Origin of the sequence: Actinoplanes sp. URMC 104 (assembly GCF_051386375.1) — a bacterium.
Taxonomy (GTDB): Bacteria; Actinomycetota; Actinomycetes; order Mycobacteriales; family Micromonosporaceae; genus Actinoplanes.
This window is the reverse complement of sequence record NZ_JBPQTO010000002.1, coordinates 1,810,064-1,827,108: the sequence shown is the minus strand read 5'-3', so window position 1 is coordinate 1,827,108 and position 17,045 is coordinate 1,810,064. Positions and strand designations below refer to the sequence as shown.

Sequence of the window (17,045 nt, the reverse complement as noted above, 5' to 3'; positions counted from 1 at the left end):
CCCCCTTTTGAAAACCGGCAAACGGTGCACACTATGTCAGCATCGCTCCAAAGAGGGCCGGCCCCGGGAGGATGCGTGACGTTACGCGGCCGGCTGACCACGGCCTTCCTGGTGGTCGTGCTCGGTCCGGTGCTGCTCGGGTCCATCTTCGTCGCCCTCACTGTCACCACGGTGAGCCGGGATCGGTCCGCGGAGCGGCTCGACAATGCCACGGCGACGGTACGCACGTCGATCGCCGCCGTGTGCCGGCAGCTGCAGGCCGCGGCCGACGCCGTGGCGGTGGTGCCCGCCCAGAACCGGTCCGCGGTGGCCGCCCAGCTGATCAGCCGCGGTCTCGCTTCCGACATCAGGATCGTCGCGAACGGCCCCTCCCAGCTCGGCGTGACGGCGCCCACGACCGGAAACGACGGGTGGCAGGACTGCGCACAGCCGGCGGCGGGCCGGTCCGCCGCGATCGCCGCCCGGGCGGTCGCCGGGGAGGGCGACACGGTCACCGCGGCGCTGACCGTCGACGGCGCCTTTCTCGATCGGCTCTCCGCGGCCGCCGGCGCCACAGTGAGCCCGACCAGCGAGCAAGAGGGTGGTCGCCGCCTGGTCGCCGAGCCGGGGCAGCCGCTCGCGCTGACGCTGACCGTGCCCTCCAACCGGCCGACCCTCCTGTACGCGGTGCTGCCGATCGTGGTGCTCGCCGCGGCCGGCGCCGCCGTGCTCGTCGCGCGCCGGCTGGCGCACTCCACCACCCGTCCGCTCGGCGAGCTGGCGTGGGCCGCGGACCGCGTCGCCGGCGGCGAGCTGGACACCCGGGTGCCGATTCCGCGCCCGGAGGAGCTGGGCCGGCTGGCCGCCACCTTCAACCGGATGACGCGTGAGCTGCAGGCGTACGTGCAGGCGCTGACCGCCAGCCGCGACCAGTTGCGCGGCCACCTCGCGATCCTCGGCGAGACGCTGTCCAGCACCCACGACCTGCACCGCATACTGCAGGTGATCCTGCGGACGGCGCTGGCCGCGACCGGCGCCCGGGCGGGGCTCGTGCTGCTGATCGACCCGGCCGAGGGGCAGCTCGTGGCGCAGTGCGGGGTGGGGCTGGCCGGGCCGTGGGACGTGCCCGACGCCGACCTGCCGCAGCAGCGCCTGCCGGTGGGCGAGGGCGTGCTCGGCGCGGTGGCGGCGACCGGCGAGCCGCGGCGCGGGCACGGTGAGCCCTCCTCGGCGGAGCCGCCGTGCCTCACCTATGTGGCGGTGCCGATCTGCGCGCCGGCCGTGCCGGAGGAGCCGGGTGAGCCGCCGGCCACCGAGACGCTGGGGGTGCTGGCGCTCTACGACCGGGTGGGCGGGGACGGCTTCGACGACGCCGACCTGCAGACCCTGCGGACGTTCGCGGGGCAGGCCGGCGTGGCCGTGCACAACGTACGTCTGCACGAGGAGGCGCAACGGCTGTCGCTGACCGATCCGCTGACCGGGCTCTGGAACTACCGCTACCTGCGCGAGTCGCTGCGCCGCGAAGTCGAGCGGGCGAGCCGCTTCGGGCGCATGCTGGCGGTGCTGGCGCTGGACCTCGACCACTTCAAGGGCGTGAACGACACGCACGGCCACGCCGCCGGGGACGCCGTGCTGGGTGAGTTCGCCCGGCGCATCCGGGTCGGCCTGCGCGAGGTGGACGTGGCGTTCCGTCAGGGCGGCGAGGAGTTCGTGGTGCTGCTGCCCGAGACCGACGCGTACGGCGGGGCGATCGTCGCCGAGCGGCTCGGCGCCGCCGTCCGGGACCGTCCGGTGATCGTGGACGGCCTGCGCATCCCGATCAGCGTGTCGATCGGCGTGGCGGTCTATCCGGAACACGGGGAGGACTCGCAGCAGGTGCTGGCGGCCGCTGACCGGGCGCTGTACGCCGCCAAGAACGCGGGCCGTGACACGTTCCGGCTCGCCGATTCCCCCGATGTGACGAAGTCGGGGGTTTCCGCTGGTGTTCATGAAGGAAACTTGGATCAGGCGTCGGCAGTGCCGGGCGGGCCACGACCGCCGCAGCACCGGCGTGGCCGATAGTCTCGCGGCATACCACGGGCACGACTGAGCGAAGGTGCGGTGACTCGATGACCACGAACGCGCATGCGACCGGCCGCCGGGCGGTGAAGGCCGTGATCCCCGCGGCCGGACTGGCGACCCGGTTCCTGCCGGCCACCAAGGCCGTGCCCAAGGAGCTGCTGCCCGTGGTCGACCGGCCCGTGCTGCAGTACATCGTGGAGGAGGCCGCCGCCGCCGGCATCACCGACGTGCTGCTGATCACCGGGCGGGGCAAGACCTCGATGGTCGACCACTTCGACCGGCGGCCCGACGTGGAGGCGCGGCTGGAGGAGAAGGGCGACACCGAGCGCCTGGCCGCCGTACGCCGGACGAGCGAACTCGCCGACATCTACACCTGCCGCCAGGGCGAGCCGCTGGGGCTGGGCCACGCGGTGGGCACCGCAGCCTCGCACGTCGGCGACAACGCGTTCGCCGTGCTGCTCGGCGACGAGTTCGTCGAGGAGGACAAGCCGCTGCTGCCGGCCATGCTCGACCTGCAGGCCCGCACGGGCGGCATCGTGCTCGCGCTGGGCGAGGTCAAGCCCGAGGAGACGTCGCGGTACGGCATCGCCTCCGTGCGCGAGTCGAACGAGGGCGAGGACACCGTCGAGGTGACCGGCCTGGTCGAGAAGCCGTCGCCCGAGGAGGCGCCGAGCAACCTCGCCGTGCTGGGCCGCTACATCCTGCCGGCGAGCATCTTCGAGGCGATCGAGAACACCAAGCCGGGCAGCGGCGGCGAGATCCAGCTGACCGACGCGATGGCGCAGCTGCTGGCCGACGGCGTACCGGTGCACGGCATCATCTACCGCGGCCACCGCTACGACACCGGCATGCCGCTGGGCTACCTGCAGACCGTCGTGATGCTCGCGGCCAAGCGCGACGACCTCGGAAGTGAGTTCCGGAGCTGGCTGGCGGAGTTCGTCGCCGGCGGTGCGAAGGGATGACGGCCACGGCCGATGCCGAGGCGGCCGCCAACGAGCTGATGCCTCTCGCCGACTACCTGGGCAGCGTGCTGCGCAGGCTGCGAGTGCTGCCCCCGCTCGACCTCGACCTCACCCAGGCGCACGGCAACGTGCTCGCCACCGACGTGCTCGCGCCGCACCCCTATCCGGCGTTCGACCAGGCCGCGATCGACGGGTACGCGGCGCGCTGGGAGGACCTCTCCGGCGCCGGGCGCACGGGCACCCACCCGGCCTTCGGGCGCGTCGAGGGCGGGCCCCGGCCGGTACGGCTCGACGTCGTGGGCGACCTCGGCGCGGCCAGCTGGCGGCCGGTGCGGCTCAACCCGGGCACGTGCTTCTCGGTCGCGGCCGGGGCGCCGCTGCCGATCGGCGCCGACGTCGTCGTCCCGGTGCACTGGACCGACGAGGGCATGGCGGCGGTGGAGATCCTGCACGCGCCGAAACGCGGATCGGGCGTACGCCGGGCCGGCGACACGATCGCGGCGGGGCAGGTGCTGGCGCGGGCCGGCGCGGACGTGACCCCCGCGATGGTGGCCACCTTCGCCGCGTCCGGCATCGGGCACGTCGTGGTGCGGCCCAGCCCGCGCGTGGTGGTGGTGGCCACCGGCGACGAGCTCGTCGACGTGGGCCGGCCCAGCCAGCCCGGGCAGGTGGTGGACGCCAACTCGCACGCGCTGACGGCCGCCGCGGTCGAGGCGGGCGCGCTGGCGTACCGGATCGGCATCTGCGACGACGACCCCGAGGGCCTGCGCGGGCTGCTCGAGGACCAGACGCTGCGCGCCGACCTGGTGATCACGACCGGCGGTACGGGCACCGGGCCGGGCGACATGCTGCGGCGGGTGCTGTCCCGGCCCGTACCCGGCCGCGGCGCTGTGGAGTTCACCGACGTGGCGCTCTGCCCCGGCGCCACCCTCGGCTTCGGCACGGTCGGCGGCGAGGAGGTGCCGGTGGTGTGCCTGCCCGGTGAGCCGGGCGCCGCGCTGATCGGCTTCGAGGTGCTCGCCCGCCCGGTGATCCAGCTGCTGGCCGGCGCGGAGCCGGTGTTCCGGCACAGCGTGAAGGCTCACCTGCTCGAGACGGTGTCCTCGCCCGGCGGGCTGCGCGAGTTCCGTCCCGCGCATGTGGCCGAGCGGCGCGGCGGCGGGCACACGGTGCAGCCGCTGGCCGGAGGGCCGTACACTCTCTCCGGCCTGGCCGAGGCCAACGGACTGCTGGTGCTCGGCGAGCGGGTCACCACGGCGGCCGCCGGCTCGACCGTGGACGTGCTGCTTCTCGACCGGAGGCGTTGAATGCTGGGGTCCACACCCGGATGGCCCGCCACGCTGGCGGACGGTCCGGTGCTGTTGCGGCCCTACAAGCGGGGCGACGGCCGGGCCTGGTCCGAGGTGCGCATCGCCAACCAGAAGTGGCTCGCCCCGTGGGAGTCGGCCCCGCCGGGCCCGTGGGCCGAGATGAACTCCCCCCGCGCGTACGGCTACGTCTATCAGGACATGCGCCGGGCGGCGCGGCGCGGCGAGAGCATGCCGTTCGCGGTCTGCCTGCGCGAGTCCGACGGCAGCGAACGGCTCGTCGGCCACCTCAACCTCGGCAACATCGTGCGGCGGGCGTTCAGCTCGGCGTACGCGGGCTACTGGGTCGACCACCGGGTGGCCGGCCGCGGCGTGATCCCCACCGCGCTGGCGCTCGCCGTCGACCACGCGTTCGGCCCCGGCGGCCTGCACCGCATCGAGGTCAACATCCGCCCCGAGAACAAGCCGTCGCGGCGTGTCGTCGAGAAGCTGGGCTTCCGCGAGGAGGCCTACCACCAGCGCTACATGCACATCGACGGCGGCTGGCGCGACCACCTCGGATACGCGCTGACCAGCGAGGAGATCGCCGCCGAGGGCGGGCTCATGGCGCGCTGGCGGCGCGTGCGGGCCTGACCGAATGTTTCGGACCTGCTCGACACGCCCGGCGCGTCGAGCGTGTTTCCGCAGCTCGCGCCCGTAGCCTCGGGGAGATTGGGTCTTGCGGTCCGCCACCGTTGACGTGTAAGGCGGGCCGCCCGTAGCTGACGGGAGGGGTGAGGGTGCCGACCTCGGTGCTCCTCGCCGTCCTCGCCGCGGCCGGACTGCTCGCCCTCGCACCGGCGCTGGTACGCCGGTACGACGCCACCGAGCGGCTGGCCGCGGAGCGGGCGTCGTCGACGGCGCGGGTGCTGCAGCGCCACCGCCGTCGCCGTACTGTGCCCGGACGCAGACCGATCAACCCGGGTCGGCTGGTCACGGTTACGGTTCTCGCCCCAACGGGTGAATCGCCTCCGCCGCAACGCCGGCTCCGGCTGGTCACGCCCGGCCGCCGTCCGGCGCGCCGCCCACCACCGCGGCGGCACACCCCCGCGGTGGTCCGCCGTCGCCGGGTCTTCGCCGCGCTGCTGCTGCTCAACGTCATCGAGCTGGTGGGCGTGCTCGCGGTCGGCCCCGGCTTCTGGATCGGCTTCGCGGTCACCGCCACGCTGCTCGCGATCGACCTGGTGCACCTGCGCAACCGGGCGCTGGCCGACCGCCGCCGGCGCCGCATCGAGGCGCAGGAGGCGGCATGGCTGGCCGCCCGGCAGGCCGAGGTGCGGCGCGAGCAGGCCCGGCGGGCGGCGCAGCGGCGCGAGAAGCAGAAGCAGCTCGCCGCGCAGCGGGAGGCGGCCCGCCGTACGGCGATGGGCCTCGACCGCGACGAGCCGCCCACGGTCACGCCGTCGGTCTACTACCGGCGCGCGGGCGGCCTGCGGGGGCGGGCGTACGAGGCCGGCGGGCGGCACCACACGGCATGAGAGGGGGCCGGTGTCCGGATCATCCGTACACCGTGCTAGCCTTTTGCTCGTTCCACGGACGATGTCCGCGGAGCGGTAAGGGGCTGTGGCGCAGACTGGTAGCGCACCTCGTTCGCATCGAGGGGGTCAGGGGTTCAAATCCCCTCAGCTCCACAAGCTTTGGCGCCTCGTGTCCACGGAAAGCGTGGACCGGGGCGCTCGTCATATCTGCCCCGGGGGCCGAGCCCCCGGGAACCCCACGGTGTATTCGGTTGCGGTCGGTGGTGGGTCGCCCCGGAAGCAGAACCCCGACGGAACGCCACGGCGTGTCCGGTTGCGGTGAGTGGTGGGTCCCCCGGCGGGTAATGGCGGTCTGGCCGGACCGCTGCGCGTCCGAAACGTGAGAACTGCTCCTTTTGTGTGGTACCTCTGGAGGCAAGCCTCGGAGGTGACCCATGAAAGCGCCCCTGCCCGACAACGAGACCGAGCGGCTCGCCGCGCTGTACTCGCTCGACATCCTCGACAGCGCCCCGGAACAGGACTTCGACGACATCGTCGCGCTGGCCTCGAGCGTGTGCGGCACGCCGATGTCGCTGGTCAGCCTCGTCGACGCCGAACGTCAATGGTTCAAGGCGCGGATCGGCACCGATCTGTCCGGCACCGACCGCGAGGTCTCGTTCTGCGCCCACGCGATCATGGGTCGCGACCTGATGGTGGTGCCGGACGCGACCAAGGACGCCCGGTTCGCCGACAACCCGCTGGTGGACTGCGCCGACGGCATCCGCTTCTACGCCGGCGCGCCGCTGGTCACCACCGACGGGTACGCACTGGGCACGCTGTGCGTGGTGGACGACGAGCCGCGCCGGCTCGACGTCGAGCAGATGCAGGCGCTGCGGGCGCTGGCCCGGCAGGTGATCTCGCAGATGGAGCTGCGCCGGCACGCGATCGCGCTGGCCAACACCACCGCCCGGCTGCAGGAGCTGGAGCGGCGCAAGGACGACCTGGCGGGGCTCGTCGGGGGTGATCTCCGCGCGCCGCTGCGCCTCATCTCGGCGTACCTGGAGAAGCTCGGCAAGACCGGCACCCACGACGCCGAGATGGGCGACCTGGTGGCCCGCGCGACCGCCGGGCACATCCGCGGCTTCCTCGACCTGATGCACCACCTGAGCTCGATGGCCGAGGCGGGGTTCGGCAGCGAGAGCCTGCACATGCGCCAGATCGACCTGACCCGGATCACGCAGCGGGCGGTCGAGGCCGTACGCCCCATCGCGGCGACCAAGCAGATCTGGATCCTCAACCAGGCGGGCGGCCCGTCACTGCCGATCATCGCCGATCCCGTACGGCTGGAGCAGGTGCTCACCCATCTGCTGTTCGCGGCGGTCAAGTACACGCCGTCGGGCGGACGGGTGCGGGTCGGCACCGAGAGCGAGGCCGGCCCGGCCGTACGTCTGGACGACATGGACCTGCCCGACGGCATGCGGCCCGAACTGTTCCCGCACCTGTACTACGGCGCGATCGCGAACCCGGCGACCGTGCCGGGGCCCGACCGCGGGCTCGCCGTGGCGAAGAAGATCCTGGACGCGCACCACGCGACGGTGGCGCTGTCGGACCGGCCCGGCGACGGCACCTCGCTGCACGTCGTGTTCCCCGCCGCCGAGCGGAGCGTGGCCGACCTGCTCGACGAGCTCGTCCCCGTCGCCTGAGAAGCACATCGGCCCGCGCCCCGCTCGGCTGCAGTTCGAGCGGGGCACGGGCCGACGCGTCACCCGGTGTAGACCGGGCCGGTGCCGCCACCCGGGGGCGAGCCGGCTGACGGAAGGTCCTCGGGGTCGTACTCGTCGGCCTGCTGGCCACGCACCGGCTGCGACGGCACGACCGGACGGGCGAAGGCCCGGCCCGCCGCCGGATGGTGGTCGACGCGGGTCTGCTCCAGCGTGGACGGCCACGTGTCGACGACCGGCGCGACGTTCCCGGCCGGCAGCGGGGGCGGAGGCGCGTGCTCGGTCCGGGCGACCAGCCCCGCCCGGTGCAGCTTGTGCCAGCGCAACCGGCCGCCGGTCAGCGCGGTGGTCGCCGACTGCATCAGCACCAGATACATGAGCTGGCGGTACGCGAACTGCTGCAGCGGCAGCCGCCACAGCGGCTTGAGCGACTCCTTGTCGAAGCGGAACGCCACCGCCGCGGTGAACAGCTGGAGGGCGAGCATGCCCAGCCACGCGACCACGGTCTCCTCGAGCTCCCAGAAGACCAGGCCGTAGAGCAGCATGATGTCGACCACTGGGGCGAGCATCGGCAGCGCCACCCCGAACAGCGCGAGGAACGGCAGCCCGACCCGTCCGAAACGGCCCGACGGGCCCTTGTCGAACAGCGCCCGGCGGTGCTTCCACATCGCCTGCATGGTGCCGTAGCTCCACCGGTACCGCTGCCGGTACAGCTGCTCCAGCGTGGCGGGCGCCTCGGTCCAGGCCTTCGCGCCCTCGGCGTACACGACCCGCCAGCCCGCCCGCAGCATCGCCATCGTGACGTCGGTGTCCTCGGCGAGCGTCTCGTCGCTGATCCCGCCCACCTGGGCCAGGGCCTCGCGGCGGAACGCGCCGATCGCGCCCGGCACGGTCGGCATGATGCCGAGCACCTCGTACAGGCGGCGGTCCAGGTTGAACCCGATCACGTACTCGATGTGCTGCCAGGCGGCGACCATCCGCTCGCGGTTGCCGACCTTGACGTTGCCGGCGATCGCGCCGACGGCCGGGTCGGCGAACGGCTGCACCAGCTTGCGGATCGAGTCGGGCTCGAAGATCGTGTCACCGTCCACGGTGACGATCAGGTCGTGCCGGGCGAGCGCGATGCCGGTGTTGAGCGCGTTCGACTTGCCGCCGTTGGGCACCCTGACCACCCGTACGTTGGGAAGCCTCATCTGCTCCACGAGCGCGGCCGTCCCGTCGGTGGAGCCGTCGTCGACGACCACCACCTCGATCGCCGGGTAGTCGCCGCCGGCCAGCGAGCGCACCGCGGCCTCGATGCCCTCCTTCTCGTTGTAGGCGGGCACGATCACCGACACCGGCTCGACCACCGGCGGGCCCCACGTCCAGCCGGGCTTGCGGCGCTGCCGGGCGTGCCGGGTGGCCAGCAACAGCAGCAGGGCCGTACGCCCGATGGTGAGCGCGCCGACGACCAGGAACAGGATCGCGATGAACCAGACCAGCCCGTCCGCGACCCGTACGGTCCAGATCACCGCGGTCCCGCGCCACACGTCGCTGCCCGCGGCGTCCGGGTTCTCCTCAAGCCTCGGTACGGGCGGGGTGTCCTTCGCGGCGGCGTTGCTCTGCTCGATCGTGCGGTTGAGGCCCTCGGTCACCGTCGTGAACCGGTAACCGCGCGCCTGCATCGCCGGAACGAACCGCCGGAGAGCCTCGACGGTCTGCCTCCGATCGCCGCCCGCGTCGTGGAACAGGATGACCGCCGAGTCGGTGCCGGTCGGGGTGGCGTTCTTGACGATCTGGTCGACGCCGGGGCGACGCCAGTCCTCGCTGTCGAGGTCGTTGACCACGACCAGGTAGCCCTGCCGGCCCGCGTCCTTGACGATCCGCCAGTTGGTCTCGTCGATCGCGGCGTTCTTCGACGAGTACGGGAACCGGGCCAGGTTCGTGTGCACGCCGGTGGCCCGGGCGATGGCGACCTGCGTCTGCGACAGCTCCAGGTTGCGCCGCCACGGGGCCAGCCGCTGCATGTTCGGGTGGGTGAAGGTGTGCAGGCCCAGCTCGTTGCCCTCGTCGGTGATGCGCTTGGCGAGCTCGGGGTGCCGGGACACCTCCGAGCCGACCACGAAGAACGTGCCGTGGGCGTCGTACTGCTCGAGAACGTCGAGGACCTTGGGCGTCCAGATCGGATCGGGACCGTCGTCGAAGGTCAGCGCGATCGTCTTGGGCGGCATGCGGCTGGTGCTCTCCTGGCCGCCGGTGGTGTTGATGACCGGTCCGCCGTTGAGCACGTCCTGCGGGACGCCGGCCTGGTCGCCGACCTCGGAGTCCTGGTGGTCGCTCTTGAACTCGGCGTTGATGTACGCCTGCACGATCAGGACGCCGACGAACACGAGGACGAGCAGGCTGCCGAGCAGCACCCTTGGGCGGGGGAGGAGACGGCGACGTACGGGGCCGCGGCCGCGGGTGCGCACGCTGGTGGGCGGCATGCGCGGCGGGGTGTTGGGGGCGGGAGCCTTGTGGGCGGGGGTGTGGGAGGTCACGGGAGCGCCTCGCCTCCGTCGGAGGTCGCGTCGGCGGTGGCGGTGGCGGTGGCGGCGGCTGCGCCGGTGGTGGCGCTGGTGCCCGTGCTGTCGGAGCCGCTGGTGCTGCGGCCGCTGTTGCCGGTGCTGCCGCTGCCGGTGCTGCTGGAGCCGCTGGCGCTGTCAGAGCCGCTGGCGCTGCTGCCGCCGCTGGACCCGCTGTCGCTGGAGCCGCTGCCGCTGCCCGTGCTGCCTACGGAGTCGCCGGCGCTGCCTCCGGTGCTGGACGTGTCGCCGGCAGTGGTGCCGGTTCCGCCGCCGGAGCCGCCGGAGCCGCCGGACGCGCCGTCGCTCGCCGGGGTGTCCACGACGGTGCCGCCGCCGGATCCACCGCCCGACCCGCCGTTGCCCGCGGGCGCCGGCGGAACCGGGATGGGCGCCGACGGCGGGGTGCTCGGGTCGTCCGTGGTGCCGCTCGGCGGGGGGTTCTCGACGACGGGCGGCGGCGGGTCGGACACGTCCGGCTTCACGCTGGTCGACTCGGGCTGCGGCTTCGTCGCCGGCTTCTTCGTCGTCGCCGACGCGGACGGGCTCGGCTTCCTGGTCGCCGACGGGGTGCGGGTGGACTCCAGCTGCGGCGCCGGTTGCCGGGTGCGGCGCAACGCCGGGTCGGCGACGTACAGGGCCTGCGAGGCCTGCGTCGGGGTCGGCGTCGGCGTGGGAGTCGGGGGCTTGGGCGCCGTCTCCTGCTTCTTCTCGGGTTCGAGTCCGGGCAGCGGCAGCACGGCGCTCGAGCGGACGGGTCCGCCGGCCAGGCTGACGCTGATCAGGCCGCCGTACAGCATGACCAGCGCGCCGAACGCGTACGCAAGCCGCCGCAAGAATCGGCTGCGGCGACCGGTGCTGTCCACGAACACCGGTGCGGGCGCCTGGATCGAGAGCACCTCGGTGTCGGGCGCGTCGGCCGAGACGAATTGCGGGTTTTCTGGCTCCTGCGAAGTCACGCGGCGAAGCTTAAAAACATAAATGCCGATCTTGGGACTGCTCACCCTGCCGAGTGACGGATGATCGTCATGGCTAAATCAGCCGAAATGATGAGCGTTAGCGTTTGACCAGATGGCAGGCAGTATGTGCCACCGGAACGCGCGCAGCGCTGAGCTGCGATGCAATGGCGAACGGACTGAGGTTACGTGGTTTCGCCGAATGTTTTCCTGTCGCATTCCTGACAGTGAAAGAGGCGAAAGGGCGAATCACTTTCGTGATCCGTTATAGCCGGTAAGTGACAATATACCGCTATGTCCGGGTTGCGGAAATGCCCTGGTCGAAATTTGAAACTTCGCCAGGCCAGGCGTTGTGCCGGGCATCGGAGGTCGTTAAGCTTCTTGGTGCGCGCTCCTATCGCCCGCTTCCCCCGTGGCAGGCGATCGGGGCGCGCTCTTACTTCTCGGCCTCGACTGCGCGTGTCCTTCCGCGCCCGCCGATCAGCAACCGCCGGCAGCAGGTCTACGAGTCCGTGCCGGCGATGATCTCGCGATAGGTCTCGAAGGCCTCCTTGCGGCGGTAGGTGTCGCTCACCAGCCCCAGGCTTGCGAGCGGTGACTGCGAGCCGCTGTCGGCGTCGCGCAGCCCGAACAACTCGTACTGGGTGATGTTGGCCGACGACCGCAGGTCCAGGATCGTGCGGATCATCTCGGACAGCGACTCGGCCTGCGCCCGTTCGCTGCGGGGCGCCGCGCTGGGCGAGCCGTTCTCGACGATGTGGATCGGGACGCCCGCCTGGATGTGGGCGCGCGGCAGGCACCGCTCGCGCAGGTGCTGCACGGCATGAGCGGTGAGTGAGGCGACGTCACCGGGCCGGCCCTTCGGCGCCACCGGCGAGAAGGCGTCCGGATACAGGGCGAGGCCGACGTAGTCGACGTGCGCGGCGAAGTCCGGCGCCGGTGTCGCGGCCAGGTGCTGCCAGAAGGCGTCGTCCCCGCCGAGCCACTCCGGCGGCTCGGCCACCGAGAAGCCGACCCTCACGGAGCTCAGCCCGTTGCGGTCCAGCGTGGACCGCGCGTGCGGTACGCCCAGCGTCAGCGCGTCGAGGACGCCGGGTGAGGCGCCCGTAGCGATCGATGACCGCGTCGAGGAACGCGAGCCACCCGGCGGTGTCGGCCGTCGGCGGCAGATAGCTGACCACGAGGTCGAGTTCGCGGCCGTCCTCGACGTACCACTCGTCCGGCATCGTCAGCCGGTCGAGCTCGCGCTCGGCGCCGAGCGCAGTGACGGTCGCGGGGTCCGGGTGGGCGCCGAGGAAGTGCACGTATTCGCGGATGGCCAGGGGGCGGCCGCCGGCGAGCTCGTCGACGAGCTTTCCGACGGCGACGGGGTCGGACGGGTGCGAGCAGGTCGCCCCTGCCCGTCCGCCGGGGTAGATGCCGAATCTCACGGCGACTCCTTTCGTGCCTCAGCCGTCGGCCGTGCCGGTGGTGGGCCACGTCAGCCGGCCGGTGCGGATCTCCTCGAGCACCGAGCCGATCCAGGCCAGCTCGGCGCGGGCCTGGTGGATCGCGTACTCGGCTTCGATGACGTACAGCCGGGGCAGATCCTGGCCGAGCACCTCGGCCAGGCGTTGCTCGTCGGCGATCGTTCGTTCGCCGAGCCGCCGGGCCCGTTCGCTCAGCGCGTCGGCGGCGCCGGCCGGCCCGAGCGCACCGAGATAGGCGATGGCGCCCAGGAACGGCGTGAAGTCACGCTCCGGGTGCCGGATCCGGTCGTCGAGCCGGCGGACGAGCTCCTCGCGGCCGGACGGGGTCAGCGCATAGACGGTCCGCTCCGGCCGGTTTCCCTGCCGGAGCCGTGCCGTTTCGGTGATCCAGCCCGCGGTGCTCAGTGCGGCGACGACGTCGTAGACCGACCCGCGGGTGATGGCTGCCGCCTGGCTCTCGCTGCGCCGGCGGAGCTCGCCGAGCACGTCGTAGGGATGCATCGGCCGCTCGAGCAGCAGCCCGAGGATCGACAGCACCAGCGGATTGTCGAGCGCGCGCCGTGGCATGGTCGAACTCTAACAGTCGAAATCGACTATTTGAAGGGCCGACCGGGATCGCGGAAGGGGGGACGGGCGCCTGGCTAGATCCAGCGGCCGCCCAGCCACATGCGGCCGGACCAGCTCTCGTACGGGATGAGCTGGGCCACGAAGATCGGATAGAAGTAGGCGAAGCAGATGGCGATCAGCACCACGTACGCGCCGACCACGACCGTGCCTATCAGCTGGCGGTCGGTCCGGGCCGAGCCCTGCGCGATGCCGGAGGGCGGGGTCATGATCGCGCCGAGCGCGTAGACGACGGCGAGGATCAGGAACGGCAGGGCGGGCAGCACGTAGAACGAGAACATCGTGCGGCCGTCCTTGACCGCGTAGTAGAACCACGGCAGCAGCCCGGCCACCGCGGGCACCAGGATCGCCCACGCCCGCCAGTCGCGCCGGGCGATGCCGAACCAGATCAGCGCGGCCAGCGCGGGCAGGAACGACCACCACAGGATCGGCGTGCCGAGCAGCAGGATCTCGCGGGCGCAGCTGGGGGCGCCGCAGTTGCCGCTGTTGTTCCAGAAGAACGCGACCGGGCGGCCCAGCAGCAGCCACTGCCACGGCCATGACTGGTAGACGTGCCGCTCGGTCAGCCCACTGTGGAAGCTGTACGCCTCGGAGTGGTAGTGCCAGAGGTTGAGCAGCGCGCCGATCACCGGTGGCTCGCTGAGCCCGTTGGCCTCGCGGTAGTGCCGGAAGTAACCCGTGTCGGTGACGAACCAGCCGGTCCACGTGGCCAGGTACGTCACGAAGGTGAGCACGAAGCTGAGCAGCAGCCAGCCGAGGTCGCCGAGGATGCCGGCCAGGAACGGCCCCTGCACCCCCGCGGAGCGGCGTGCCTGCACCCTCCATGCGATCACCAGCGCGGCGAGGAACGGCGCGAAGAACAGCGCGCTCCACTTCACCCCGCAGGCCATGCCGAACGTGACGCCCGCGACCAGCAGCCACCACGGCACGATCCGTGGCACGGCCGGGTTCCGCCCCGGGTCGTACCCGTTCTCCAGCGCCCGCAGCCAGCGGCGCCGGTAGTGGTCGCGGTCGAGCACGAGCGCGGCGAACGTGGCGAGGATGAACGTGCCCAGGAAGATGTCGAGCAGCGACGTCCGCGACAGGACCAGCTGGAAGCCGTCGAGCGTCATCAGCAGGCCCGCCAGCCCCGCGAGCAGCACCGAGTGGAACAGCCGGTAGGTGACCCGGATCAGGATCAGGATCATCACGATGCCGGCGACCGCGGCGGAGATGCGCCAGCCCAGCTCGCGGTTGCCGAACACCATCTCGCCGAGCGCGATCAGCCACTTGCCCAGCGGGGGATGCACCACGTACGCGGGGCCGTTGTTCTTCTCGTCCCACTCGACGCCGTGCTGCAACATGTCCCACGCGTCGGTCGGGTAGTAGACCTCGTCGAAGATGTAGCCCTTGGGCTGGTCGAGGTCCTTGAGCCGCAGGATCGCCGCGATCGTCACGACGACGGCGGTGACCAGCCAGGAGTGCGGGTTGAGCCAGTTCTCGAGCGTCCCGAGCCGGCGCCGGACGATGTCGGGGACGGCGCGCACGCCCCCGGGCTCGGCCGCCGCGGGGGGCGGTTCCGGGGTGAGCTCTGTCTCCGCTGTCGGCGCCGTAGTCACCCCGCGATCGTAGGACCTGTGCCCGGGGGCCGGTGCCCGCCGTCACCTCGTCGCGGCGTGTGATGGACTTTCGTCGTGGTGGAGACGAATGGGGGCCGGGTCGTGCTCGTCGGCGCCCCGCTGGGAAACATCGGTGACGCCTCGGCCCGGCTGCGGGAGGTCCTGTCCACCGCGGACGTCGTCGCCGCCGAGGACACCCGCAGGCTGGCCCGGCTCGCCCGCGACCTGGACGTGACGGTCGGCGGCCGCGTCGTTTCATACTTCGAAGGAAACGACGAAAGGCGTACGCCCGAGCTGGTCGAGGCGCTGGCCGCCGGGGCCGTCGTCGCGGTGGTGACCGACGGGGGCATGCCGAGCGTCTCGGATCCGGGATATCGCCTGGTCCGGGCCGCACTGGACGCCGGTTACCCGGTGACCGCCGCGCCCGGCCCGAGCGCCGTGACGACCGCTCTGGCGCTGTCCGGCCTGCCCAGCGACCGCTTCGTCTTTGAGGGGTTCCTTCCGCGTACGGGCTCCCACCGCCGGTCCCGCCTGCGGGAGCTCGCGGCCGAGCCGCGCACGCTGGTCTTCTTCGAGGCGCCGCACCGCATCGCGGGCATGCTCACCGACCTCGCGGCCACGTTCGGTGACGAGCGGCCCGCCGCGGTCTGCCGCGAGCTGACCAAGACGTACGAGGAGATCCGGCGCGACACGCTGGCCGGGCTCGCCGCGTGGGCGGCCGAGCAGGAACCGCGCGGCGAGATCACCGTCGTGGTGGGCGGCGCGCCGCAGCGCCCGGCCGAGCGCCCGGCGGACGACGACCTGCGCGCCGCGGTCGCCGCCCGGGAGGCCGCCGGCTCGTCACGCCGCGACGCGATCCAGGCGGTCGCCGACGAGTACGGCCTGCGCAAGCGCGAGGTCTACACGCTCGTGCACGAGAAGTAGGGGTCAGTACGCCGCCGCGAGGAAGCCCGCCAGCAGCGCCAGCGGGGCGGCCAGGCTGAGCAGCACGGCGCCGCGCCGGGCCCGGGGCGTCTCGAGCCGACGCGCCCCGGTCACGCCCGAGATGGCGTAGCCGCAGAACAGCACGAGCGCGAACCCCAGCATCCAGCGCAGATGCAGCAGCGGCCCGGTCCCTCCCACGTACGCCTGGAGGCTGTCGGGGCTGACCATCCGGGCCGGGGCGACGGCGCCGGGCAGCCGGGCGGCGCCCTCGACGCCGAGAAGCCGCACCTGCGTGATCGTGTACCGGCCGTCGGCCGCGGTGAACCGGCCGGCGCAGCGCTGCGTGACCCCGTCGCCGACGCAGCGGGTCGTGGTGGCGTACCCGTGGTCGCCGTGCCCCACCGCCAGCCAGAACGGCTCGCTGCTGACCCACGCGAAGAACGCCGTCAGCAGGCTCAGCGCGACCAGCGACACCTGACCCGGCAGCGGCAGGCCGGACCGCTTGCGTGCCCGCCCACTGCCGCGGTGGCGGGCCCGCGGGACCGCCGGGGCAGGCTCCTCGCCGGGCGGCACCTCGATCGTGTCGTCGACCGGGTCGCGCCAGAACGGGGAGTTCTCCAGCCGTTCGAGGCGGGCGTCGGTGGCCGGCGCGCCGGTCGGCGGGGGCAGCGGCTCGCTCGGGGTGATCCGCGCAGGGCCCGCCTGGCGGGGGCGGGCGGGCATCGGACGGTCGAGCGGCACCGTGGGCCGGTGCTGCAGGCTCGGCTCGGGCAGCACCATCACGTCGTCCGCGGCGGCCGTCTCCGCCGCGATGCGGGCGGTGTGCCCGGCCGCGGGCCGCAGCGGGTCGTACCGGTGCGGGTCGGCCTGGTCGCGGTCGACGGCCGGCGACGCTGCCGCCGCGGGCTTCCCGGCCGGAGACCCTGTGGCTGGGGGCCTGCCGGCCGGGGGGCCGCCTGCGGCAGGTCCGACGACGGCTGGCGCGACTGCGGGTCCGGCCGGGGCGGGCTTGATGGCCGGCAGCAGGACGGGCGGTCCGCTGATCGCGGGCTTGAGGTGCGCGGCGGCGTCCTGGGCGCCGGCCGCGTGCGCCTCGGCCGCCTCGGCGGTGCGGGGCGCGGCGGCGGGCGGCAGCAGCACTCCGGTCCCGCCGGCGGGCTGGTCGAGGGCGGCCGCGGGGCCCCGGGCCGGGTGGCTGGAGCCGGCGGCGGGCGCCGGGTCTGCGGCCGTACGGTCGGTCCCGCCGCGCCACCAGGCCGCGTCGGGGTCGGCGATCGACCGGGACTCGCCCTCGCTGCGCGGCGTTTCCCCAGGTTGTGGCGTGTCTGCGGGCACGGTTCCATTGGACTACGCCGCCGAGCCGTCATCACGTTCCGAATGGGGCGTGTCGTGACAAAACCAGATC

13 protein-coding genes and 1 tRNA gene are annotated in these 17,045 nt (G+C 72.9%); 8 read left to right on the top strand and 6 right to left on the bottom strand.

Translation table 11 applies throughout. From position 1 onward, the window contains the following. Nucleotides 1-75 precede the first annotated feature (75 nt). The 7 genes from ACSNN8_RS09500 to ACSNN8_RS09470 all read left to right on the top strand — a co-directional run bounded on the left by ACSNN8_RS09500 (nucleotide 76) and on the right by ACSNN8_RS09470 (nucleotide 7,508). On the top strand, nucleotides 76-2,040 hold the full coding sequence (locus tag ACSNN8_RS09500) for a diguanylate cyclase (RefSeq protein WP_436648276.1): 1,965 nt from the start codon (nucleotides 76-78) through the stop codon (nucleotides 2,038-2,040). A gap of 47 nt (nucleotides 2,041-2,087) precedes the next feature. Beyond that, a complete protein-coding gene (locus ACSNN8_RS09495) occupies nucleotides 2,088-3,002 on the top strand; it encodes a UTP--glucose-1-phosphate uridylyltransferase (protein WP_436648275.1) in 915 nt (304 codons plus the stop codon). Continuing rightward, nucleotides 2,999-4,309 carry a molybdopterin molybdotransferase MoeA gene (locus ACSNN8_RS09490; protein ID WP_436648274.1) on the top strand — a complete coding sequence of 437 codons (1,311 nt, stop codon included), beginning with the start codon at nucleotides 2,999-3,001 and terminating at the stop codon, nucleotides 4,307-4,309. The genes ACSNN8_RS09495 and ACSNN8_RS09490 overlap by 4 nt, the downstream gene beginning before the upstream one ends. Continuing rightward, nucleotides 4,310-4,942 (top strand): GNAT family N-acetyltransferase, encoded by a 633-nt coding sequence (locus tag ACSNN8_RS09485; protein ID WP_436648273.1) that lies wholly within the window; start codon nucleotides 4,310-4,312, stop codon nucleotides 4,940-4,942. Between the two features lie 146 nt (nucleotides 4,943-5,088). Further along, on the top strand, nucleotides 5,089-5,826 hold the full coding sequence (gene sepX / locus ACSNN8_RS09480) for a divisome protein SepX/GlpR (RefSeq protein WP_436648272.1): 738 nt from the start codon (nucleotides 5,089-5,091) through the stop codon (nucleotides 5,824-5,826). A gap of 79 nt (nucleotides 5,827-5,905) precedes the next feature. After that, a tRNA-Ala gene (locus tag ACSNN8_RS09475) sits at nucleotides 5,906-5,979 on the top strand. Nucleotides 5,980-6,260: 281 nt separating this feature from the next. Next, nucleotides 6,261-7,508, top strand: a complete 1,248-nt coding sequence (locus tag ACSNN8_RS09470) for a GAF domain-containing sensor histidine kinase (RefSeq protein ID WP_436648271.1) — start codon at nucleotides 6,261-6,263, stop codon at nucleotides 7,506-7,508. 59 nt (nucleotides 7,509-7,567) lie between these two features. Here ACSNN8_RS09470 and ACSNN8_RS09465 read toward each other — a convergent pair whose 3' ends face one another. From ACSNN8_RS09465 to ACSNN8_RS09445, 5 genes are all read right to left on the bottom strand, one after another. Further along, nucleotides 7,568-9,991 carry a bifunctional polysaccharide deacetylase/glycosyltransferase family 2 protein gene (locus tag ACSNN8_RS09465; protein ID WP_436649485.1) on the bottom strand — a complete coding sequence of 808 codons (2,424 nt, stop codon included), beginning with the start codon at nucleotides 9,989-9,991 and terminating at the stop codon, nucleotides 7,568-7,570. Between the two features lie 50 nt (nucleotides 9,992-10,041). Beyond that, a complete protein-coding gene (locus ACSNN8_RS09460; protein ID WP_436648270.1) occupies nucleotides 10,042-11,028 on the bottom strand; it encodes a hypothetical protein in 987 nt (328 codons plus the stop codon). Between the two features lie 499 nt (nucleotides 11,029-11,527). Continuing rightward, nucleotides 11,528-12,046, bottom strand: coding sequence for a hypothetical protein (locus ACSNN8_RS09455; RefSeq protein ID WP_436648269.1), 519 nt, complete (start codon nucleotides 12,044-12,046; stop codon nucleotides 11,528-11,530). A gap of 427 nt (nucleotides 12,047-12,473) precedes the next feature. Continuing rightward, complete coding sequence (locus ACSNN8_RS09450; RefSeq protein WP_436648268.1) at nucleotides 12,474-13,061, bottom strand: PadR family transcriptional regulator; 588 nt, start codon at nucleotides 13,059-13,061, stop codon at nucleotides 12,474-12,476. A 74-nt stretch (nucleotides 13,062-13,135) separates the two neighbouring features. Continuing rightward, on the bottom strand, nucleotides 13,136-14,716 hold the full coding sequence (locus tag ACSNN8_RS09445) for a dolichyl-phosphate-mannose--protein mannosyltransferase (protein WP_436648267.1): 1,581 nt from the start codon (nucleotides 14,714-14,716) through the stop codon (nucleotides 13,136-13,138). A gap of 75 nt (nucleotides 14,717-14,791) precedes the next feature. On the opposite strand from ACSNN8_RS09445, the gene rsmI reads away from it, so the two are divergent. Then, nucleotides 14,792-15,640, top strand: coding sequence for a 16S rRNA (cytidine(1402)-2'-O)-methyltransferase (gene rsmI, locus ACSNN8_RS09440; RefSeq protein ID WP_436648266.1), 849 nt, complete (start codon nucleotides 14,792-14,794; stop codon nucleotides 15,638-15,640). A gap of 3 nt (nucleotides 15,641-15,643) precedes the next feature. On the opposite strand, the gene ACSNN8_RS09435 is transcribed toward rsmI, so the two are convergent. Continuing rightward, nucleotides 15,644-16,975 (bottom strand): hypothetical protein, encoded by a 1,332-nt coding sequence (locus ACSNN8_RS09435; protein WP_436648265.1) that lies wholly within the window; start codon nucleotides 16,973-16,975, stop codon nucleotides 15,644-15,646. Nucleotides 16,976-17,045: the final 70 nt, after the last annotated feature.